21 protein-coding genes and 2 pseudogenes are annotated in these 21,098 nt (G+C 70.2%); 9 read left to right on the forward strand and 14 right to left on the reverse strand.

Annotated features, from left to right (window positions below; translation table 11 throughout):
• The first annotated feature begins 32 nt into the window (after positions 1 to 32).
• Positions 33 to 1,178, forward strand: coding sequence for an alkaline phosphatase PhoX (locus V1J52_RS10980; protein WP_330139472.1), 1,146 nt, complete (start codon positions 33 to 35; stop codon positions 1,176 to 1,178).
• Between the two features lie 100 nt (positions 1,179 to 1,278).
• Here V1J52_RS10980 and V1J52_RS10985 read toward each other — a convergent pair.
• A pseudogene (locus V1J52_RS10985) lies at positions 1,279 to 1,584 on the reverse strand (DUF1203 domain-containing protein); the annotation flags it as partial.
• A 160-nt stretch (positions 1,585 to 1,744) separates the two neighbouring features.
• Between V1J52_RS10985 and V1J52_RS10990 the strand changes: the two are divergent.
• The 3 genes from V1J52_RS10990 to V1J52_RS11000 all read left to right on the forward strand — a co-directional run bounded on the left by V1J52_RS10990 (position 1,745) and on the right by V1J52_RS11000 (position 3,791).
• Positions 1,745 to 2,251 (forward strand): GNAT family N-acetyltransferase, encoded by a 507-nt coding sequence (locus tag V1J52_RS10990; protein ID WP_330139473.1) that lies wholly within the window; start codon positions 1,745 to 1,747, stop codon positions 2,249 to 2,251.
• A 285-nt stretch (positions 2,252 to 2,536) separates the two neighbouring features.
• Complete coding sequence (locus V1J52_RS10995; RefSeq protein ID WP_330139474.1) at positions 2,537 to 3,235, forward strand: tectonin domain-containing protein; 699 nt, start codon at positions 2,537 to 2,539, stop codon at positions 3,233 to 3,235.
• A gap of 256 nt (positions 3,236 to 3,491) precedes the next feature.
• Complete coding sequence (locus V1J52_RS11000; protein ID WP_330139475.1) at positions 3,492 to 3,791, forward strand: hypothetical protein; 300 nt, start codon at positions 3,492 to 3,494, stop codon at positions 3,789 to 3,791.
• A 111-nt stretch (positions 3,792 to 3,902) separates the two neighbouring features.
• On the opposite strand, the gene V1J52_RS11005 is transcribed toward V1J52_RS11000, so the two are convergent.
• Positions 3,903 to 4,277 carry a VOC family protein gene (locus V1J52_RS11005; RefSeq protein ID WP_330139476.1) on the reverse strand — a complete coding sequence of 125 codons (375 nt, stop codon included), beginning with the start codon at positions 4,275 to 4,277 and terminating at the stop codon, positions 3,903 to 3,905.
• A 387-nt stretch (positions 4,278 to 4,664) separates the two neighbouring features.
• Between V1J52_RS11005 and V1J52_RS11010 the strand changes: the two genes are divergently transcribed.
• Positions 4,665 to 4,919, forward strand: coding sequence for a hypothetical protein (locus V1J52_RS11010; protein ID WP_330139477.1), 255 nt, complete (start codon positions 4,665 to 4,667; stop codon positions 4,917 to 4,919).
• A 25-nt stretch (positions 4,920 to 4,944) separates the two neighbouring features.
• On the opposite strand, the gene V1J52_RS11015 is transcribed toward V1J52_RS11010, so the two are convergent.
• Positions 4,945 to 5,223, reverse strand: coding sequence for a DUF397 domain-containing protein (locus V1J52_RS11015; RefSeq protein ID WP_330139478.1), 279 nt, complete (start codon positions 5,221 to 5,223; stop codon positions 4,945 to 4,947).
• Positions 5,183 to 6,031: a helix-turn-helix domain-containing protein gene (locus V1J52_RS11020; protein ID WP_330139479.1), complete on the reverse strand. Its 849-nt coding sequence runs from the start codon at positions 6,029 to 6,031 to the stop codon at positions 5,183 to 5,185. The genes V1J52_RS11015 and V1J52_RS11020 overlap by 41 nt, the downstream gene beginning before the upstream one ends.
• Before the next feature lie 121 nt (positions 6,032 to 6,152).
• On the opposite strand from V1J52_RS11020, the pseudogene V1J52_RS11025 reads away from it, so the two are divergent.
• From V1J52_RS11025 to V1J52_RS11035, 3 genes and pseudogenes are all read left to right on the forward strand, one after another.
• Positions 6,153 to 6,485: pseudogene (locus tag V1J52_RS11025) on the forward strand (ATP-binding protein); the annotation flags it as partial.
• Positions 6,486 to 6,563: 78 nt separating this feature from the next.
• Positions 6,564 to 7,913, forward strand: a complete 1,350-nt coding sequence (locus V1J52_RS11030) for a class II 3-deoxy-7-phosphoheptulonate synthase (protein WP_330139588.1) — start codon at positions 6,564 to 6,566, stop codon at positions 7,911 to 7,913.
• A 162-nt stretch (positions 7,914 to 8,075) separates the two neighbouring features.
• A complete protein-coding gene (locus tag V1J52_RS11035; protein WP_330139480.1) occupies positions 8,076 to 8,336 on the forward strand; it encodes a (2Fe-2S)-binding protein in 261 nt (86 codons plus the stop codon).
• 79 nt (positions 8,337 to 8,415) lie between these two features.
• On the opposite strand, the gene bfr is transcribed toward V1J52_RS11035, so the two are convergent.
• Positions 8,416 to 8,898 carry a bacterioferritin gene (gene bfr, locus V1J52_RS11040; RefSeq protein WP_330139481.1) on the reverse strand — a complete coding sequence of 161 codons (483 nt, stop codon included), beginning with the start codon at positions 8,896 to 8,898 and terminating at the stop codon, positions 8,416 to 8,418.
• A 162-nt stretch (positions 8,899 to 9,060) separates the two neighbouring features.
• On the opposite strand from bfr, the gene V1J52_RS11045 reads away from it, so the two are divergent.
• Positions 9,061 to 9,684, forward strand: coding sequence for a sulfite oxidase-like oxidoreductase (locus tag V1J52_RS11045; RefSeq protein ID WP_330139482.1), 624 nt, complete (start codon positions 9,061 to 9,063; stop codon positions 9,682 to 9,684).
• Between the two features lie 245 nt (positions 9,685 to 9,929).
• On the opposite strand, the gene V1J52_RS11050 is transcribed toward V1J52_RS11045, so the two are convergent.
• From V1J52_RS11050 to V1J52_RS11090, 9 genes are all read right to left on the reverse strand, one after another.
• Positions 9,930 to 10,370 carry a peptidoglycan-binding domain-containing protein gene (locus tag V1J52_RS11050; protein ID WP_330139483.1) on the reverse strand — a complete coding sequence of 147 codons (441 nt, stop codon included), beginning with the start codon at positions 10,368 to 10,370 and terminating at the stop codon, positions 9,930 to 9,932.
• Positions 10,371 to 11,112: 742 nt separating this feature from the next.
• The gene (locus V1J52_RS11055; protein WP_330139484.1) at positions 11,113 to 11,328 is read right to left on the reverse strand and encodes a hypothetical protein; all 216 of its coding nucleotides are present in this window, start codon (positions 11,326 to 11,328) and stop codon (positions 11,113 to 11,115) included.
• Between the two features lie 34 nt (positions 11,329 to 11,362).
• Complete coding sequence (locus V1J52_RS11060) at positions 11,363 to 11,572, reverse strand: hypothetical protein (RefSeq protein WP_330139485.1); 210 nt, start codon at positions 11,570 to 11,572, stop codon at positions 11,363 to 11,365.
• Positions 11,573 to 11,733: 161 nt separating this feature from the next.
• Complete coding sequence (locus V1J52_RS11065) at positions 11,734 to 11,955, reverse strand: hypothetical protein (RefSeq protein ID WP_330139486.1); 222 nt, start codon at positions 11,953 to 11,955, stop codon at positions 11,734 to 11,736.
• Positions 11,956 to 12,729: 774 nt separating this feature from the next.
• Positions 12,730 to 16,062: an RHS repeat-associated core domain-containing protein gene (locus tag V1J52_RS11070; protein ID WP_330139487.1), complete on the reverse strand. Its 3,333-nt coding sequence runs from the start codon at positions 16,060 to 16,062 to the stop codon at positions 12,730 to 12,732.
• 114 nt (positions 16,063 to 16,176) lie between these two features.
• Entirely contained in the window at positions 16,177 to 16,710 is a 534-nt protein-coding gene (locus tag V1J52_RS11075; RefSeq protein WP_330139488.1) for a hypothetical protein, read from the reverse strand.
• A 396-nt stretch (positions 16,711 to 17,106) separates the two neighbouring features.
• Positions 17,107 to 18,960, reverse strand: a complete 1,854-nt coding sequence (locus V1J52_RS11080; protein ID WP_330139489.1) for a pentapeptide repeat-containing protein — start codon at positions 18,958 to 18,960, stop codon at positions 17,107 to 17,109.
• Positions 18,961 to 19,048: 88 nt separating this feature from the next.
• On the reverse strand, positions 19,049 to 19,951 hold the full coding sequence (locus V1J52_RS11085) for a deoxyribonuclease IV (protein ID WP_330139490.1): 903 nt from the start codon (positions 19,949 to 19,951) through the stop codon (positions 19,049 to 19,051).
• A gap of 67 nt (positions 19,952 to 20,018) precedes the next feature.
• Positions 20,019 to 20,909, reverse strand: coding sequence for a transglycosylase SLT domain-containing protein (locus tag V1J52_RS11090; RefSeq protein WP_330139491.1), 891 nt, complete (start codon positions 20,907 to 20,909; stop codon positions 20,019 to 20,021).
• Between the last annotated feature and the right edge of the window lie 189 nt (positions 20,910 to 21,098).

The raw sequence follows: 21,098 nt of genomic DNA on the forward strand, positions 1-21,098 counted from the left end.
CACCGCCGACCTCTGACACCAGGGAGTAACTTATGGAGCGCCGTACCTTCCTCCGCGCCGCCTCCGCCGGGACGGGCGCCCTCGCCGTCTCCGGCGCGCTGTGGCAGGGCGCCGCCGCGCAGGCCGTCGCCGCGACGCCCGGCGCCGGTCCGTACGGTCCGCTGCTCGCCCCCGACCGCAACGGCGTCGCGCTGCCGGAGGGCTTCACCAGCCGCGTCGTCGCCCGCTCCGCCAGACCGGTCGGCGGCATCCTGTGGCACGCGGCCCCCGACGGCGGCGCCTGCTTCGCGGACGGCGACGGCTGGGTGTACGTCTCCAACAGCGAACTGCCGCTCATCGGCGGCGTCTCGGCGATACGCTTCCGCGCCGACGGCTCGGTGGACCGCGCCTACCGCACGCTCACCGGCACCACGCTGAACTGCGCGGGCGGCGCGACCCCGTGGAACACGTGGCTGTCCTGCGAGGAGACGTTCCGGGGCCGCGTCTTCGAGACCGACCCGTACGGCAGGCGCGCCGCCGTCGCCCGCCCGGCGATGGGCCGCTTCAAGCACGAGGCGGCGGCCTGCGACCCCGAGCGCGGCGCGGTGTACCTCACCGAGGACGAGTCGGACGGCTGCTTCTACCGCTTCACCCCCGACACCTGGGGCGACCTGTCCGCGGGCCGCCTCGACGTGCTGTGCGCCGCGTCCGGCGGCGGCGTGGAGTGGGCGCCCGTCCCCAACCCGGCCGCGCCGCTGTTCGGCACCCAGACCCGCCACCAGGTCTCCGCCGCCCGGCACTTCGACGGCGGCGAGGGCTGCCACTACCACGACGGCGTGTGCTACTTCACCACCAAGGGCGACGGCCGCGTGTGGGCCTACGACGCCCGCCGGGGCACCCTCGGACTCGCCTACGACGGCAACGGCACGCTGGACGGCGTGGACAACGTCACCGGAACGGCCGGCGGCGACCTGTACGTCGCCGAGGACGGCGGCAACATGGAGATCAACATCATCACCCCCGACGGCGTCGTGGCCCCCGTCGTGCGGGTCGACGGGCACGACGAGTCCGAGATCACCGGCCCCGCGTTCTCGCCCGACGGCTCCCGGCTCTACTTCTCCTCCCAGCGCGGCGCCTCCGGCTTCGCCGCCGGAACCGACGGCGTCACCTTCGAGGTCACCGGCCCCTTCCGCCACTGAGACGCACCCGGCCGGGCGGCTTCCCCCGGAGGCCGCCCGGCCGCCCCCGCACCGGCCGGGCGCCTGCTGCCGTCCCGGCCGCCCCGGGAGGCTCGGGGCGTCACCGGGGCGGGCGGTCCGGGCCGGGGCGCCGCACGCGGAAGTGGTAGCGGCCGTACTCGACCGCCCGCACGTGGACCACGGCCACGCGCGGGTCCGCGAACGCCTCCTCCAGCGCGGCGTCCACGGCCGCCGACGGGTCCGCGCCGGGCAGCCGCAGCAGCCGCCCGCCCGCGATGCGCCCGCCCGCGATGCGCCAGGCCGCGATGCGCCAGGCCGCGATGCGCCCGGCCGCGTCGTAGCGGCGCAGGACGCGCGACGCGCCCGGACGGGCGAACGGGCGGCCGTCGGCGGGCGCCGGACCGGCGCGGGTCGTCCAGCGTCGCGGCGCCGATGGGTTCGGCCCGGTACGTCCTCATGGCGACCAGTGCGGGAACGGCACGCACCGGGGCGCCGGTGGCGGCCGGACACCGCGTTCGAGCCCCCGGTGCCTTGCCGTGCGGAGCCGTGCGCGATCATGATGCGCCATGCACACCGAGCCCTACACCCTGCGCCGGGCGGTCCCCGCGGACGCCGGCTTCCTCGCCGACATGCTCGTGGCGGCGGTCAACTGGGACCCCGCACGGGAACCGCTCGACCGGGACGCCGTGTTCGCCGATCCCGCCCTCGCCCACTACGTGACCGGTTGGCTCCGCGAGGGTGACGCGGGAGTGGTCGCCGTCGACGAGGACGGCACCCCCGTGGGTGCCGCCTGGGTGCGGCTCTTCGCCGCGGACGACCCCGGGTACGGACACGTCGCGCCGGACGTTCCGGAAGTGTCCCTGGGCGTGGTGTCCGACTGGCGCGGCCAGGGCGTCGGCCGCGCCCTGCTCCGCGAGCTGCACGCCCTCGCCCGCGCGGCGGGGCACCGCCGCCTCTCCCTCAGCGTGGAACGCGCCAACCAGGCCGCTGCCCGCCTCTACGCCGCCGAGGGCTACGCCACCGTGTCCGGCGACGCCGAGGCCGACACGATGGTGAAGCACCTGACCCCGTGACGGCCGGGGCGGCGTAGGCGGCGCGGCGCCGTGCGGCTGACGTGCGGCGCCGGGTGTTGCACAGGACGGGGGCCGTGTCGATCACCCGGGGGCGGTACCGGTTTCCGGCCAGGTGGCGGCCGGGTCCGGAGGTCCGGCGACCGGAGCCCACACGGGCCCCTGGTCCGCAAACGCCGATTTTCGGATCATGGGCTCGTCAACCAGGTGTGATGGGCTGTTTGCGCACCGTGTCTCCCCGCCAAGTTCCTGCTTGCAACGTCCACGTGCAACAGGCAGGAGAACGGTATGGCTGAGTGGAAGCAGATCTCCGGTGGCCTCACGGCGATCTCGGCCGGCTCCCGGACGAACGTGTGGGGCGTCAACGCGAACGGCGGCATCTACCGGTTCAGCGGTGACGACGCCAGTCCGTGGGTGAACATCCCCGGCGGTCTGTCGGACATCGGCGCGGCGGCCGACGGGACGGTGTGGGGCGTGAACTCCGGCGGCAACATCTACCGGTACGGCGGCGACCTCGGCTCAGCCCGCTGGGCCGGAATCCCCGGTGCCCTGACGCGCATCTCGGCCGGGTCCCGCACCAACGTGTGGGGCGTGAACACGGCGGGGAAGATCTACCGGTTCACCGGTGACGACGCGAACCCGTGGGTCAACATCCCCGGCACGCTGGTGGACATCGGCGCGGCGGCCGACGGGACGGTGTGGGGCGTGAACGCCGCCGGGAACATCTACCGGTACGACGGCGACCGCAGCTCGACGCACTGGGTGCGCGTCTCCGGCAGCCTCGCGCGGATCTCGGCCGGGTCCCGGACGAACGTCTGGGGGGTGAACGCGCAGGGGAGGATCTACCGGTACTCCGGTGACGACGCGAACCCGTGGGTCAACGTCTCCGGCGGTCTGTCGGACATCGGCGCGGCGGCCGACGGGACGGTGTGGGGCGTGAACTCCGGCGGCAACATCTACCGGTACGCCGGGGACCTGCCGGGCTGAGCCGCCCCGGCTCCGCCGGGTTTCCGTCCCTGTGGCGGAGGTCCGTTGTACGGGGTGGAGCGGGACGCGGCCGCGTGGGGCTCGCCGGGCGGCGGGGGCAGGGCAGGGGCGAAGCCCTGTCGGAACCCGTCGCCCGCGCGGGCGGCGCCCGGCCGGGAGGGCTTCTCGTCCGAGTCCCGTCGCACCCTGGACCGGGCCGGGGGCGCCTACGCCAACGGCGCCGGGAGCGGCCTCGCCTGGCACGTGCGGGGACTGCGTGAGGGTGGTGAGGAACGGGACGCTCACGCTCACGCCCGGTCCGGGCGTGGAGTACATGCCCTGGCGGGAGGTCTGCCTCCACGACGGCAGCGGTGTGCGGAAGGCGGAGTGCAAGGTCAACGCCGACAACACCGCCACCTGCCCCAACGTCCACCCGCACGTCCCCCCCCGGGGCGAGAGCCAGCGCCTGTGGACCGAGGTGAGGACCAGCGGGCGCAAGGCCGGTGACATCCCGCACGTCATCTTCAGGGTCGGTGACCTCGGCAGCGCCCAGGCCGACTTCCGCCTGACCGACTGACCCAGTGACCGGCTGACCGGCCTGACCGACCACCGGCCAGACCCCCGTGCCGCCGCGTACGCGACCTCCGCGCACGGGGCGGCACGCGGGACGTCCCGCCCCGCCGGCCGGTTACAGGTAGGGGCGGGTGATCAGCTCGATCGCGTGCCCGGCGGGGTCCTTGAAGTACACGCCCCGGCCGCCGTGCTCGTCGTTCGTCTCACCGGGGCGCCGCATCTGCGGATCGGCCCAGTGCTCGATGCCGCGATCGCACAGCCGCCGGTACGCCCGGTCGAACAGCTCGTCGTCGACGAGGAACGCGTAGTGCTGCATCTGGATCTCCACCGGCGGCTCGGCGAACTGGAGCAGTACGCCGTCAGCGAGCTGGATGTTGGTGAACGGGCCCCACGAGGGTGCTTCCGGCAACTCCAGCAGCTCGCGGAAGAAGCGAGCTGACTCGCCGCGGTCTTTGGCGGCGATGATGGTGTGGTTGAACGTGACTGCCATGCAGGTGACCTCAGTTGTGTTCGACACGACAACGGACGCGCAGTGCTCGGGCACTGGGAGGTCCGCGTGCCGGACTGAGGGGGTGCCTTCTCCGCACCCGCCCTGGGATCAGCCCTCCACCGGGTAGCCGATCCGTGAGTGGCGCAGCGCCGGCCCGGTGTTCACGGCAGGTGACCCTACCGGCCCCGACCAGCCACGACAACGGCCTCGTCGGCCACCCCGAACCCGCCGGAGGCACCCGGCGACGAAGCGGGGCAGCCCGGCCATCTCGCCCCACGCGCCGCCGCCATTCTTCGCGATCCGGCGTCGTTCGCGGCCCGCACGTTCCATGCTGACTGCTGACGCTGCGGTCGCAACGTCGTACGGGGAGAAGGGGCTCCGTCTGCCATGGACGTCTTGTGGAAGCTGGTCGCGCTCGTGGGCGTGGTGCTGTCGGTGCCGTTCCTGGCCATCGGGGTGGTGATCGCCGCGGATGCCGTCAGTACGTGGCGGACCCGCCTGGCCCGCAGACTCGGCCCCGGCGCCTGCCGCTTCATCGGCGGGCACGTCTGGGCGCACAGCGACGAACGTACGCGGAGGCTCTCCATCACGGCCTACCGCTGCTCCTCCTGCGGCAAGCGCTGGTACAGCGACGACACCTGACCGGGACGCCCGGACGTGTGCCCGTTCAGCGTCCCGGGGTGGCGGCGGTGGCGTGGATGAAGGCGGTGAAGGCGGCGGGGGAGAGGGTGAGGGCGGGGCCGTCGGGCCGCTTGGAGTCGCGGATGGCGACGAGGTGCGGCAGCCCCGCGACCTCGACGCAGGAGCCGCCGTCGTCACCGCTGTGGCTGGACTTGCGCCACGCCGCCCCGTGGAGCGTCGCGCACTCGACGCATTCGCCGCCGGTGTCAGCGCTGTAGCTGGACTTACGCCACAGTGCTCCGGCCGGGCGCGGGCTCGTCTCCATAGTGTTCCTCCATCAGGCGGGCGATCAGCTCGGCCGACTTCCTCGTGGAGAGGGCGTCCGTCCGCAGCAGATCGTACCGAAGCGAACGGTTCGCCACCTCCTTCGTGTTGGCCGTCGCCCAGCCCTCCTCGTACCCCTCCGAGTAGGCCACGTCCGCCTCATCGGGGAACGAGAAGAGAGTGAACGAGCCTGGTAGCGCCGTGTGCGCGCCCGCTTCGAAGGGCAGCACCTGAATCTGCACGTGGTCGTGTGCGGCGAAGCTCAACAAGTGCGCCAGTTGCCCACGCATCACCGCCCGCCCGCCGATCGCCCGGTGGAGCACGGCCTCGTCCAGCACGACCCACAGCAGGGGAGGGTCGTCGCGGGTGAGGATGCGCTGCCGGTCGAGTCGGCCCTCCAGCTTCGTGTCCAGCTCGCTCTGGCTCATGACGCCGAGCACCGCGCGGGCGTAGCTCTCCGTCTGGAGCAGCCCGTGCACCAGTTGGGCCTGGAAGACGCGGATCTCCGTCGCCTTCGCCTCCAGTATGGCGATGCCCTGGAACCAGCTCGGCAGCCGGTGCCGCTGCACGAACTCCCAGAGCCGGACGAGGTCGCCCTGGGCGCCCAGCGCCGTGTCCAGCCGTGGCACGTGCTCCGACTTGGGCGTCTTCGTCGCCGTCTCCACCTGGCCGATCATCGAGCCGGTGAGGAAGACGATGCCGCCGAGCTGGTCCAGGGTGAGCCCTGCGGCCTCGCGCAGGCGGCGCAGTTCCGCGCCGAAGTAGTGGAGCGGTGACGCTCCCGGGTCGAGCCGCTTGATGTTCGGCATGGTCGCCCCCACAGCGAACGAAGTTGTATTCACGCCATAGCTCAGCGTAGTTGGCGCAGAGCAGGCTTGTGGTGTGAACGTGATTGTTGAGCACTTCGACTTCCCGCCCGAGCAGTACCGCATGGAACTGACCGTCGGCGATCACTCGCCGGGTCATGTGCGGCGCATCGTGCGGACGTACCTGCGGATGTGGGGCATGAGCGCCGTCGCGGACGCCGTGGAACTGGGCGTCACCGAGCTGCTGACGAACGTCCACCGGCACGTGCCGGACCGCCGGTGCCGCCTGACCGTGCTGCGGCGGCCCGGCGGGGTGCGGGTGGAGGTGTACGACCGGCACTCCGTGCTGCCGCTGCCGCGCCAGGCCCGCGTCACGGACGAGGACGGCCGCGGGCTCGTCCTGCTGGCGCTCGTCTCGGACGAGCACGGGGTCAGGGCGGAGGCGTCCGGCAAGACGGTGTGGTTCGTGTGCCGGTGCGTCTCATCTGTCGGGCACGGCGAAAACCGGCCGCGGGGACGCCGTAACCTGGATTCCGTGACCGTGAACGCTGAGAGCAGCTCCCCTACCGCCACCTGGCGGGATCTTCCCGCGGCGCAGCAGCCCGACTACCCGGACGCCAAGGCTCTGCGCGACGTGATCGCCGAGCTGGAGTCCTATCCGCCGCTGGTGTTCGCCGGGGAGTGCGACCAGCTCAAGGAGCAGCTCGCCGCCGTGGCGAAGGGCGAGGCGTTCCTGCTCCAGGGCGGGGACTGCGCCGAGGCGTTCGACGGCGTCTCCGCCGAGCACATCCGCAACAAGCTCAAGACGCTCCTCCAGATGGGCGCCGTCCTCACCTACGCGGGGTCCGTGCCCGTGGTGAAGGTCGGACGGATCGCGGGCCAGTACAGCAAGCCCCGCTCGAAGCCGACGGAGACGCGCGACGGGGTGACCCTGCCCACCTACCGGGGCGACTCGGTGAACGGCTTCGAGTTCACGCCCGAGGCCCGCACCCCGGACCCGCAGCGGCTCAAGCGCATGTACCAGGCGTCGGCGTCCACGCTGAACCTCGTCCGCGCCTTCACCACCGGCGGCTACGCCGACCTGCGGCAGGTGCACGCCTGGAACCAGGACTTCGTGCGGAACTCGCCCTCCGGGCAGCGCTACGAGGCACTGGCCCGCGAGATCGACCGGGCGCTGAACTTCATGAACGCCTGCGGGGTGGACCCGGAGGAGTTCAAGACCGTCGAGTTCTTCGCCTCCCACGAGGCGCTGCTGCTGGACTACGAGGCCGCCCTGACCCGGGTGGACTCCCGCAGCGGCGAGCTGTACGACGTCTCCGGGCACATGGTGTGGATCGGTGAGCGCACCCGGCAGCTCGACCACGCGCACATCGAGTTCGCCTCCCGCATCCGGAACCCGATCGGCGTCAAGCTCGGTCCGACGACGACGCCCGAAGAGGCGCTGACGCTGATCGACCGGCTGGACCCCGCGCGCGAGCCGGGCCGGCTGACGTTCATCACGCGCATGGGCGCGGACAAGGTCCGCGACCGGCTGCCGACGCTGGTGGAGAAGGTCACGGCGTCCGGCGCGCGGGTGGCCTGGGTGTGCGACCCGATGCACGGCAACACCTTCGAGGCGGCCTCCGGCCACAAGACGCGGCGCTTCGACGACGTGCTGGACGAGGTCAAGGGCTTCTTCGAGGTGCACAAGGGCCTGGGCACGCACCCCGGCGGCATCCACGTGGAGCTGACCGGCGACGACGTCACCGAGTGCGTGGGCGGCGGCGACGAGATCTTCGTGGACGACCTGCACCAGCGCTACGAGACGGCCTGCGACCCGCGGCTCAACCGCAGCCAGTCGCTGGACCTGGCGTTCCTCGTCGCGGAGATGTACCGCCACCAGTAGGCGGCCCAGGCGACCGGAAGCAGCAGCGAGCCCGTGGGGCGCGGATCACAGCGATCCGCGCCCCACGGGCTTTCGTCCACCGCGCGGGATGGGTAAGGTAAGGGTAACCTTATTGATCAACGGCCCCCCAGGGGTACGGTTCCGCGCTCCGGAGGTGCCCGCGTGTACGTCTGCTCGTGCTTCGGCGTCACCGAACAGCAAGTGCGTCAGCATGCGGACGCCGGTGCCTGCACGCCCCGGCAGATCGCCTCGGCCTGCAAGGCCGGGACGGACTGCGGCTCGTGCGTGCGGCGCATCCAGGGCATCCTGGGCCGGGGCGCCTGCCCCCGCCGGGAACTGGCGGACCAGGGCGCGCCCGCGCTGACCGCCGAGCCCGTGCCCGCCCCCGCCGTCGGCCCGCAGCGCGTCCACGAGGCCGCCTAGACCGGGCAGCCCCGGCGCACGCTCCGGTCTCCGTCCCGGCGGTTTCAGCCCCGGCGGTCTCAGCCCCGGCCCCCGGGCGTCACGCCTCGCTCGGCTGCTCGATGAGCTGCGCGATGTACAGCGCCTCACCCAGCTTCTCGATCAGTTCGAGCTGCGTGTCCAGGTAGTCGATGTGGTGCTCCTCGTCCGCGAGGATGTCCTCGAAGATGTTGGCCGAGGTGACGTCGCCCTTGGCGCGCATGACCTCGATGCCCCGCCGCAGCCGGTCGATGGCCTCGACCTCGATCTGCCGGTCCGCCTGGAACATCTCCGTCACCGTCTGCCCCACCCGCACGTGGAACAGCCGCTGGTAGTTCGGCAGGCCGTCCAGGAACAGGATGCGGTCGGTCAGCCGCTCCGCGTGCTTCATCTCGTCGAAGGACTCGGCGCGCGTGTACTTGGCGAGCTTGGTCCAGCCGAAGTTCTCCTGCATCTTGGCGTGCAGGAAGTACTGGTTGATCGCGGTCAGCTCGGCGGTGAGCTGCTCGTTGAGGAATTCGAGGACCTCGGAATCGCCCTGCATGACAGCGGCTCCTTCCAGCACGATGATCGTTGACGTGATCGATCCTCGCACCGGCGCGTGATCGCGTCCAGTAAGCGAAGGCTTACCGAAATGCCCTGATTACCGGGGTCTTCGGGGAAGGCCGGTCGGGACCACGGGGCCGGGTCTGTCACCATGGGAGGCATGGGTCAGCCTCAGAGCCGCGCACCGGGGGACGAACAGCTCCCGCCGGGCCAGCGGCTCCAGCGCGGCTGGCCGGTGACCCACTACGGGCCCGTACCGAAGTTCCGGGCCGAGCGCTGGGAATTCCGCGTCTTCGGCGCCACGGCCGACGGCGACAAGCGCTGCTGGACGCACGAGGAGTTCACCACTCTCCCCTACGACACCGTCACCGCCGACCTGCACTGCGTGACGAAGTTCAGCATGCTCGGTGTCGAGTGGGGCGGCGTCCGCGCCCGCACCGTGCTGGACCTGGCACCGCCCGCCCCCGACGTCACGCACGTCATGGTGTGGGCCGAGTACGGGTACAGCGCGAACCTCCGGCTCGCCGACTTCACCGCCGACCACACCCTCTTCGCCACGCACCGGGCCGGGGAGCTGCTGACCGCCGAGCACGGCTTCCCGCTGCGGCTCGTGGTGCCGCACCTGTACGCCTGGAAGGGCCCGAAGTGGGTGCGCGGTGTGGAGTACATGACCGCCGACCGCCGGGGCTTCTGGGAGGAGCGCGGCTACCACAACCTCGGCGATCCGTGGAGCGAGCAGCGCTACTCCTACCAGGAGACCCCGGGCGACGGCCCGGAGCTGTAGCCGCCACCCTTCTGCCGTCTCGCCCCCCCCCCCGGAGCGCGACGGCGCCCCAGCGGCTCGGGGCATCGCTGGGGCGCCGAGGGGCCGGGTTCCCCACGCGGCCGCCCCCGAACCCGGCCGACCGGGTGACACCCCACGGCCAGCCGCCCCGGAACCCATGGCCCGCCCCCCCCGGGCCGAAAGGCTCCTTGGAGGCGTTCATCGGGCGATCGCGGGCTCCGGAGCGGCGGACGTGTCGTCTCGGCTCAGGTCACTCTGGCCATCCGCTTGAACGCCGCGATGGTCCCCGAACCGGCGATGCCGTCAATCGCACCGTTGTAGTTGTGCCACTGCTTGAGGAAGCGCTGCAACGCCTTCACCGTTCCGGTGCCGACGATTCCGTCGATCGCGCCGTTGTAACCCCAGTGCCTCAGCTGGCGCTGCATCGCCTTCCAGCTGTTGGTGCCGAGCTGTCCGTCGAGCGCGCCGGTGTAGCCCCAGTGCCGCAGGTGCTTGTACTGAAGCATGCTGGCCTCCTGCGTGGTCAGACCGAGGTTGACCACGGCGAGCGGGGCGAACGCCTTCGTGCTCGCCACCGGCGTCGTTTCCGGGGCCGCCGCGAAGCTGGTGCCTGCGGCGGCCAGGCTTCCGGCGGCGATTCCGACGGCGGTGGTGACACTAACGAGAGCCCTCGTCATGGCTCGCATACGTATCCCTTCCGATGACCGGAGCCGACCGCTGCGGGCGGCTCGGTGAACAGCCTGCGGGCGAAGGGACACGGACCTCAACAGCCACCGCCCAAGTGACGTCCGCGCGGGACGTCCCAGACGCTGACGTGCGGGGACGTCAATCTCAGCGGGACACGGCGGGAAGGTTGCGGCAACCGTCCCGCGAGCGCCAGCACGGCGATCCCGCGCCGCTTTGGTAAGCGCCGTTTTCCCGCACGTGGACGGGCAGGAACTAACCGGATGGCGACAGGTCGTCCACGAAGCGCCCCACGTCCAAGGTGCGCATGGGTGAAACCAGCAACTCCCGCCCGCCTCTGAAGGAGTCACCTTGCCTGTCCACTTTCAGACGGTCGTGCTGTAAAGAGGCGGAGCACTCACGCCTCGAAGCCTCCCACACCACCTTTCCGGGAGCGCCGGTGAGCGAATGGTGATCGATGACCAGCACTCGGCTACTGGTAAGTGCAATGATGTACCCCTCCAGTAGTAGCCAGAACGGTATTCTTCCCCTCGGTATGCGCGCACTGAAGACGCTGACCAAATGTTCCTCAGAGGTGAGGAATCTTTCGATTCTGCGATTACTCCAGAACACCATTTCTCCGCTTGTCGGTCCGGCGTTCTTCCGTCAGTTATTCCGTCGCGTTGATGCGGCGAAAAAGATAAATCAAGTGTCGCCACGGAGCCTGGATCAGCAAACCACGCCTGGAGTAATGTCACTTGCGTGTCATAGATCGACTCTGCCCGCCAGGATGAGAATCCCGAGAATTGCCAAGCCGCTGCCGACTCCGCTAAAAATGATCCTGCCGTAAATCTCTGAAATTCTGCCGCTCGCGCCGAAGATTTCTCGTTGGCCGGCAACGGACGCGCGCACCAGTCGCCCGAGAAAGACGAGGATGGTCATTCCCATGGTGATCATGGCGGCGCCGAGCAGCAGCCTCATGTAATCATTCCCTCCGCCTCCTCCGATCCTTTCGTTACACCACCCGAAAGATTCCGAGAATGCCTAGCAGCGCCATGCCGCTGCCCATGACGATCACCATCAGGTGCCCGACCTTTTCGGACCATTTTCCGCCCGTGCCGAAAATTTCTCGCTGACTCTCCATCGCTCCACGCACGAACCGCGCTCTGAAGATCAGTAGAGATACGCCAAATACGGTGAGGAAGATACTGAACGGTATGCCCACGAAAAATCCATCTAGTGAAAACAAAAGGATTAGGTCCCCCGTCGTGACGGGAGGCATCTAAGATCATCACTGCTTCTGCCACCCGCCGAACACGTGGGAGAGATCAGGGCCGCTGAGGTCGAGGAAGGCGTCGGCGTACTGGGACGGCCGTCAGCGCTCGTTCAGTCAGGCTGTATGACGCCGAGGGGGATGAGCAGGCCGACGATGACGAGGAAGCCTCCGATCAAGAGCGGGCCCATCCGCACGCTCTTTTCTCCTGCGGTGGCGTTGGCTCTTCCGAATATATTGTTCTGCGTCACCGCCTTGCGGGCAAACCATCGGCTATAAAGGATGAGTACCAAGCCGCCCAAGATAGCAAGCAACGGGACGATGATGTCCTTCATACGGTACCCCTCTTTCTGTGAGAGAGCGGGTGGCCCGGGGTGCCTTCCCGGGCCACCACGTGTCGTCTAGCGAAGGCGCGGAAATTACGCGGCGCGAGCCGTTCCGGAACGCACGGAACGGCTGCCAACTCCGCCGACGACCTACCACGGCCGATCTGAATTATGCCCATATTCCCAGTGCGGAAAGAAGCCCCCCAACGGCTAGAATACTACCAATGATGCGAAACGCCCAAATGCTGAACATCGTTCCCTTTGGGCCGCGTGCTTCTGCAAAAAAAAATCTGGAGCTAGCCGCGTTCATTCGCTCTAGCGGCTTGGCGAAAATAACAAATCCCGCACCGACTACAGCGACGATAATTTTCATAGCAATGTCCACGTGGCCCCTCCTGGGCGGGCGGCGCGGCAAAGTTACTTGCCGTTGCTCCTGTGCTTGCGCTTCTTCCAATTCGAAGAGATCTTATAGGTGATGAAAATTCCAACGGCTGCCCATATGCAGAAAAAGACAACTAGTAGCCCAGGTGTCATTTCCCAGCCCTCTGTGGCGGCCAATATCCATTGCGGTGACTCCCAGCCTTCTATGGCTCTCCTCCTAATGTATTCCGGTGAAAGGGGCCGGATTGCCTGTCCCTGGCACCATGCTAGCCGAGGGTATACACTGGGTGCGTGAGCCGGGCGAAACCTTATTGCTTCGCCCGGCTCACAGGGTGTCGGGGGGGTAGGGAATTGCTTTGTTCTTTTATCTACCACCTCTCACTCTTGTTTGTATTCAATCCATTAGAATTGAATATGGGAGCCGCCGGAACAGCCGGGAGTGCTTATCCCCGGCCCTGCACCGAAATCCGGCATGCCTCCGCCCCAGTTGGCCTCAGCTGAGCCAGCGATGAAGTCGCAACTGCCGTAGAAGTAACCGTCGGTACCGCTCGAAATGTTTCCGGTGTTTTCCTGATAGCTCGTGGAGGCGCCTGGCAATCCTAGCCCGACTCGGAAGTATCCTCCGCCTTCACTTCCGTCCTTGTTTTGCGCGTACCCGCCCCCTAGGCACAGGTAGAAGCAGACCTCTCCACCGATCGACCATGAGGGCCAGGATTCAAGGCCGCTGGGGTCGCTGCGGTTGACGGGGTCGCCACCGGCGTAGAGGTAGGCGTTGGTCTCCTGGCCGCTGGGGTCGGGCTGGGTGAAGCGGCCCAGGGCCGGGTCGTAGTAGCGGGCGCCCATCTTGTACAGCCCCGACGGGTCGAGGTAGGTGCCGGTGTAGCGGTAGGGCTGGCCGGCGGGGCCGTCGGCGGTGCGTGCCTCGCCGTAGGGGCTGTAGGTGTAGGTGGCGGTGCGGTTGCCGGAGGCGTCGACCAGGCCGATGACGCTGCCCTGGGCGTCGGTGAGGTAGTACTGACTGCTTCCGCCGCTCCTCATGGCCACCAGCGTGCCCGAGGGCTCACGGACGAAACCGGTGGCGGTGCCGGAGACGTTCTGGCCGGTGAGGCCGACGGCGGCGTTGGTGAACGTCGCCGAACCCCGGGTCAGGCGGTGGGTGTTGTCCACTCCGGCGTAGGTCTGGTCCGTGGTGGTGCCGGACTGGGTGTAGGCGGCGAGCTGGGTGAACGGCGTCCACGTTCCGTCGCTGCGCGTGCCGGTGGGGCTGGCGGCGGCGGTTTCGTTCCCGGCGCCGTCGTAGCCGAAGCCGTCCTGGCCGTCGTAGGCGGTCAGCTGGCCCGCGTCGTTGTAGTCGTAGGTGTGCTGGGCGTCGTCGCAGTCGGCCGGGAGGCTGGTGCCGGTGGAGCTGCCGGTGCGGTTGCCCGCCTTGTCGTAGCAGTACGCCCAGCCCGCGGTGGTGGAACCGTCCTCGGTCTCCACCGCCTTGGTCAGCCGCCCGGCGGTGTCGTAGGTGTAGGTGATGGCGGCGCCGTCGGCGGTGCGCTTGCGGACCTTGTCCGTGTCCTGGCCGCCGTCGGCGTAGTCGTAGGTGATCGACGACAGCGTGGTCGAGCCGGACTTCACCTCGACCTTCGTGGGGCGGCTGGAGTCGTCGGGCGTGACGGTCTGCGTCGTGCCGCCGGGGAAGGTGGTCTTCGTACGCTGGCCGTTGTTGTTGTAGGTGTGGGTAGTCTTCGCCCCGCCGGGCTCGGTGACGGAGGTGAGCTGGTTGGCGTCGTCGTAGCCGTAGGTCACCGTGCCCGCGGCGTCGGTGGCGGTGGCGACGTTGCCGTTGGCGTCGTAGGTGATCGACGTGACCGGCGTGCCGGGCAGGGCGCGGGTGCGTTCGCGGCTCTGCTCGTCGTAGGTGAAGGTCGACGTCCCGGCGGGTGTGGTGCGGGTGGTGAGGTTGCCGTCCGCGTCGTACGTGAAGGTGGCGGTGGCGCTGCCTGCGCTCCGGGTCCTGACCCGGTCGCGGTCGTCGTAGGTGTAGGTGGTGGTGACGCCGCGGCCGTCGGTCGTCGACTTCTGGCGGCCCAGTTCGTCGTAGGTGTAGGTGACCGGCTCAAGGGGGCTGGGCGGCGTGACCTTGGTCAGGTCGCCGTCCGCGTTGTAGGTGTAGCTGGTCTTCTTGCCCCGGGGGTCGGTGGCGGTGCAGCGCTGGCCGGGCAGCCCGCCGCAGTCCATCTCACCCGACTTGGGGTTGTAGGTGTAGGTCCACGTGGCGGCGGTGCCGCCGGAGGTGGAGTCCTGCGAGGTGAGCAGGTTGCCGGAGGCGTCGTAGGCGTTGGTGGTCTTCTCGTCGGAGGCGCTGGTCAGCGTCTCCGGGAAGTAGCCGCTGCCCTTCTTCACCCACGTCGCCGTCGCCGAGGCGCCCGTCGGGATGGTGACGGTCGTGGGGTTGAACGCCGAGTCGTACGAGTAGCTGGTCACGTTGCCGTCCGCCGGGGAGACGCCCATGGCGTCGGTGGCGGTGGCGACGTTGTTGTCCGGGCCCCAGGACGTGGAGTGGGTGTGGCCGAGGGGGTTCTCGGTCTCCTTGGTGCGCCAGCTGCCGTCGACCGTCTTGAGGGTCTTGTTCCCGCGCGGGTCCGTGATCTGGACGAAGCCCTCGCTGTTGCTGTTGTTCGGCGGCAGCAGCCAGCGGAAGGCGGTGGTGTTGCCGGCGCCGGTGGTGTTGTTCACCACCCGCGTGAGGGACGCGGCCTTCGTGCTGTCCCAGGTGAAGGTGGTCTGCCGCCCCTCCGCCGTCGTGACCTTGGTCAGCCGGTCGGAGGAGTCGTAGTCGAAGGTGGTGGTCTTCCCGGCGGTGTCGGTGAAGGTCCTGATCAGGTCACCGGTGTAGGTGTACTCGACCGAGCGGCCGGTGTCGTCGGTGACCTTCGTGATGTGCGTGCCGTCGTCGGACAGCGTGAGCGTGCGCCCCGACGCCGAGGTGATCTCCGAGGCGAAGGACCCCGCGTAGGCGATCGTGGTGGCGTTGCCGTTCTTGTCCTCCACCTTGGACACCCGCGCGTCGCCGGTCGTGCCCGAGCGGGTGAAGGTGGTCTTCTGGCCGGTGCTGCGGCTGGTGAGGGTGAAGGACTTCTTGTCCGAAGCCTCGGTCAGGTCCTGCTTGTAGCCCTTGGCCGGGGTGAAGCCGTCACCGTCGCGGGCGAAGACGGCCATGGTGCCGGACGGTCCTTCGACGACCACGGCGTTCGGGGTGGCCTCGATGACGCGGTAGTCGGCGCCGGTGGTGGCGTTCCAGCCCGACTGGTTGAGGCTGTTGAACGTGTTGCCCCAGGACAGGCCCGGCCCGGCGTCGGCGATGTCGAAGCCGACGACGGTGACGAGGAGGTTGCCGGTACCGTAGTTGATCTGGGCGCTGACGCTGTCGGACAGCTGCGCGCTGAAGAACCCCGACCACGGCACCTGGCCGACGCCGACCGCGACGACACCGGGGTCGGCCGCGGCGGACTTCAGCAGGGGGCTGTCGGTCTCGGCGGAGGTGACCGGCGTGCTGGCCGGTGCCTTGGTGACGCCCAGTGGTGTCGGTTTCGCGCTGGCGGCGGCCGCGGGGGACGCCGCGGCGCGCGGTGAGGCGTTGGCGGCGGTGACGGTGGCGGTCATCGTGGCGACCGCCGTGGCTGCCGCCACGATCGAGAGCGGCAGCCGGTATCTGTGGTGCCGCCAGGCCGGCGTGCGAGAATTCACGAAGGTCTCTCCAGGCGTGAGATGTCAGGGAGCAGGACCTGTGGGGCGGCACCCCTGCACGGGTGCCGCCCCGTCCTGCTCCTCGGTGCGAGAGGTGTGCGGCGCGGGTGAGGTTCAGCAGCGCTGTTCGGAGCGCACGTCGTAGCTGGCCTCGTTGAGGATGGTGACCTGGCCGTAGCCGGAGGTGCACTCGTTGACCGTGTCGGCGGCGTTGCTCCAGAACTCCTGGGCGTGGGTGTCGATCACCAGCCGCTTGCCGACGAGGTAGTCGCGGTCGTAGGACCAGACCCCGGTGACGAGGTCGAAGTTGATGTCCTGGTCCAGGAAGGACTGCCACACCCAGGTGTAGCCGTAGTTCTCGTCGCAGCTGGGCGAGTAGAACTGCTTGACCGACGCGATCGTCTCGGTGTTGCGGTAGACGTAGGCGGTCGAACCGATCTGGTAGGCGTCCGAGCAGACCCCCGACGCGGTGGCGACGGCGCTGCGCGGGTTACCGGCCTCCGTGCCCGCCGCCCCGGCCGCCTCCGTGGCGGCCCGCTCCTGCGGCGACGGCGCAGGACCCGAACCCGCTGACGCCACCCCGGTGCCCAGCAGCGACAGGGCCGCCCCTGCCGCCGTCGCCGCCACGGCCATACGTGCACGTCTCACGTGCAAAGCCCCCTCTGGGTAGTGCGCGGCTCCCGGTGACCTCCCATGAGTGCCCCGACAGCTCACACGAATGAAGGCGCACCGCCCGGTGCGCCTTTGCATCATCGCCACAACCTCCACCGGAAGGGCAGATTCCATGAACACCAATACGGAGGGTGAGTCTCCTGACGCCTGGTCATGTCACGGATTCCGTCGGCTTCCGTCTTCGCTTCGACGGTCGCTAGGCTGGATTGGCTTGTGATTCCAGGTGAACCCCGTGACTGGGTGTCACATGTGTGAAGCAGTGTGTCAGGTGTGAGTTGGGCAACATGCATAGCAGGTGAAAACCGGGGCACCCGGCTGGGTTTGGCCGGTGGCGGAGCGCCGGACGACGTCACGGCCCCCCCGCGGCGGCGGTCAGCGTCTGACGCGGTTGCGGACCGCCAGGACGGCCAGGCCGAGGAGGACGGGTTCGACCAGCCGGGCGGCCATCTCGGTGTAGGTGCCGGTGGTGGTGAGGTTCTGGCCGGACGAGCGGAAGACCACCGAGTTGATCACCACCCGCAGGGCCTTCTCGCCCCGCTCGGAGGTGACGCGCCCGGCCAGCGGGCCGGTGGGGTTGACCGGGGCGGGGGTGTCGGCGGCCAGGCTGATGTCCGGACCGCTCTGGCGGCCGGTGAGGGTCGGCTTCGGGTCGTCGGCGGGCAGCCCCCACAGCATCAGCACCGCGACCGTGGCGGCCATGGACGCCCCCAGCCAGACCAGCGCGCGGGCGGCGCGCAGCCCGTACCCGGACAGGGCCCAGTAGACGGCCAGCAGCGCCCGCTCCCCGCGCGGCCTGGTGGTGTCGTGGCGGCGCATCTCGCACTCGCCGTAGTAGAAGTCCGCGGCGTCCGGCGCGTTCTTGCCGTCCTCCAGCGACTTGCGCAACTGCCGGTACAGCGCCGCCACGGCCGCCGTCTTCAGCTCGGGGGCGTCCTGCGGCGGGACGGCCCAGCCGCGGGCGGTGGCCCGGCCCGAGCGGCGGGCGGTGCGCACCCGCCAGTGGTGCTCCTCGGTCAGCGTGTTGCGGCGGCTCCACCGCCAGGGGAAGCGCCTGCCCCAGCCCGCGGGGGTGGCGGCGAAGGTGCACCAGCCGTCCACCTTGAGCTGGTCGAGGTGGACGGCCCCGGCGAACCGGCACCCGCTCAGGTCGATGTCGTGCAGCGCCAGGTGCGCCGCGTCCACCCCGCCCACCGACGCCAGGCGCACGCCGGGGTCCTCCCCGGACAGCTCCTCCTCCGGCAGCGGGCCGCCGGTCCCGGTGGCGTGGAAGGGGTCTGGGCGGGCGGCGACCAGCACCGGGTACTCGCAGACGGCGTCCCGCAGGTCCAGGTCGGCGTAGCGCAGGTGCAGCGTGGCGGTCGACGCCCACCGGGTGCGGGCACAGCTCACCCGCCGGGCGGCGATCTCCACCGTCACCGGCTGCTGGAACACCGCACCGTCCAGCACCACCCGCTGTGCGCACACCAGCGGTCCCAGACTCGACGCCCTCTCGAATCGCACCCCGTCGAACATGGTGTTTCCGGAGAAGGACATCCCGTTGAACCAGGCGACACCGGAGAAAGACACCCCGCTGAACCAGGCGTCGCCGCAGAAGGACGCCCTGGCGAACTCGGCGCCGCTGGAGAAGGACGCCCTGGCGAACACGGCGTCACGGGAGAAGCGCGCGCCGTTGAACCACGCATCACCGCAGAAGGACGCGCCGCCGAACCAGGCGACACCGGAGAAGGGCACCCCGCCGAACCGGGCGTCGCCGGAGAAGGACGCCCTGCCGAACTCGGCGTCACGGGAGAAGGACGCCCCGCCGAACACGGCACCGCGGGAGAAGGACGCCCCGCTGAACCGGGCGTCGCCGCAGAAGGACGCCCCGCTGAACCAGGCGTCGCCGGAGAAGGATGTCCCGGTGAACACGGCGTCGCCGGAGAAGGACGCCTCGTCGAACCGGGCGTCGCCGGTACGGGGCCCGCCGGTAGCGGGGTCGTGCAGGGCGGTGAGGAGCCGGGGCAGCAGTTCCGCGGTGAAGGGGGTGCCGCGGTGGTCGAGGTCGGCGCCGGGTGACAGGGCCGCGAGGCAGGCGGCGCGGTCGGCCTCCGCCAGGTGGGCCAGGCAGGCGGTGCGGCCACCGGCGTGGACGCCGCGGCAGCCGACCGGGTCGGCCGGGGTGGCGCCGTGGCCGCAGTGCGGCCACGGCGGCGGGATGCTGGACGGCTGGCGCGGCGCGGACGTCATGGGGGCAAGGACGATCCGGGTGCGCCGGCCGGTTGCCGCCGGGCTCCCCGCCACCGGCCTCCCCGCCACCGGGCTCCGGCGGCCCGGGTCAGGCGTCGCGCAGGGTCTTGAGGCGGGCGACGTCGGTGGCGTGGCCCTCCTTGCCGCCCGGGGTCTCGATCACCAGGGGGACGCCCGCCGTCGCCGGATGGCGCAGGAGTTCGCCGAAGGGCGCGGCGCCGATGTGGCCGTCACCGATGTTCTCGTGCCGGTCCTTGTGCGCGCCGACGACGTCCTTGGAGTCGTTGGCGTGGACCAGCCGCAGCCGTCCCTCGCCCGCGACGTCGGTGATCTCGTCCAGCAGCGCCTTGACGCCGCCGGGGGCCGCGAGGTCGTGGCCCGCCGCGAAGGCGTGGCAGGTGTCCAGGCAGACGCCGACGCGCGGGTGCCGGTCGAGTGCGTCGAGGTAGGGGCCCAGGTCCTCGGCGAGGGAGCACAGCGAGGCGCCCTGGCCCGCCGTGGGTTCCAGGAGGAGCCAGGGGGCGTCGTCGGGCTCCAGTTCGGCCAGGAGCGGGCGCACCAGCTCCCCGACCTGCGCGAGCGCCGTGGCCCGCTCCCGGCCGCCGGTGGCCGAGCCGGTGTGGACGACGACGCCGAGCGCGCCGATGGCCCGGCCCCGCCGCAGCGAGTGCCGCAGGGAGACGACGGACTTCTCGGCGGTCGCCTCGGTGTGCGAACCGAAGTTGATCAGGTACGGCGCGTGGACGTAGGCGGGGATGCCCTCGTCCGCGCAGGCGGTGCGGAACGCCTCGTCCTGGCGCGGGTCGCCGGGCGGGGTGGCCCAGCCGCGCGGATTGGCGACGAAGACCTGTACGGCCTCGGCGCCCAGCTCGCGGGCGTAGGCCAGGCCGGCCGACGCCAGGCCGCCGGCCACGGGGACGTGGCCGCCGATGGGATTGCGGGCGCGGCGCCCGGACGTGCCGGGCGCCGCGCGGTGCTCAGGGGTGCTCACCCGGTCAAGGGTGCCAGGTGGGCGCGGGCGCCGCCGGGGCGGAGGCGCCGGGAGGGCCCGGGGCGGTTCAGTACGCGCTCCACACGTGGTCGATGGAGCCGTAGCGGTCGGCCGCGTAGTTGCAGGAGGCGACGATGTTGGCCACCGGGTCCCACTGGCTGTGGGGGGTGCCCTCGACGTGGTAGGCGTCGAAGGTCGGCTTGATGATCTGGAGCAGGCCGATGGACGGGACGCCGTTGCGGGCGTTGATGTCCCAGTCGTTGATGGCGTTCGGGTTGCCGCTCGACTCGCGCATGATGTTCCACTTGATGCGGTCGTAGCTGCCCGGTATGCCGTGCTGGTCCATGATGGCCATGGCCTCGCGTATCCAGCCGTCCAGGTTGTCCGGGTACGTCTGCTGGGTGGCGGGGGCGGCCTCGCGCTTGCTGCTGCGGTCGGCGGCGGCCTGGGTCTCGCGCTCCCGCTCGGCCTTCGCCTCGGCGGCCTCCCGGGCCTCGGCGGCGCGGTCGGCGGCGGCCTCCTGCTGGCCCTCGATCGGCTCGACCTGGCCGTGGACGCCCTGGGCGAGGAGGACGCCGGCGGGGCCGTCCGCGATGGTGCGGCTCTCGTCGGCGGAGCCGGAGGCGGGGATCAGGGCCAGGCCCACGGCGACGGTGCCGGCGGCGGCCGTCACGGCGATCGCCGAGCGGCGCGGGTCGCGGGCGACGGCACGGGCGTGGCCGGGGACCTCCCGCAGGTGGTCCGGAAGCTCGCGGAGGTGGTTCGGGACCTCCCGCAGGTGGTCGGGGACCTCGCGGAGCTGGGCGGGAAGCTCGCGGAGCTGGCCGGGGACGGCGCGGACGTTGTCCTGGAGCTCCCGGAGGTAGCCGGGAAGCTCGTTCCGCAGGCTCGCCGGGATCTGGCGCAGGTGCATCGAAATCTTGGATTCCGGCTTGGTTTCGGGCGTGCGGTTGGGCATGCCGAGATCAACCTCTTCCAATCGCTGATGTCGCAGGCCTGAAGCGGCGAGGTACGCCGTTCACGTCCACGGCGCCATGCGACATGAAGCATTGTTAGCGGCCGGAAATTCGCGTGGCAATCATGTGACGTACTACCCCGGGTCGGAGAACGCGGGGGTGATGACGGGCGTTATGCCCGTTTCGCCAGG

The organism is Streptomyces solitudinis (genome assembly GCF_036323765.1).
GTDB lineage: Bacteria > Actinomycetota > Actinomycetes > Streptomycetales > Streptomycetaceae > Streptomyces.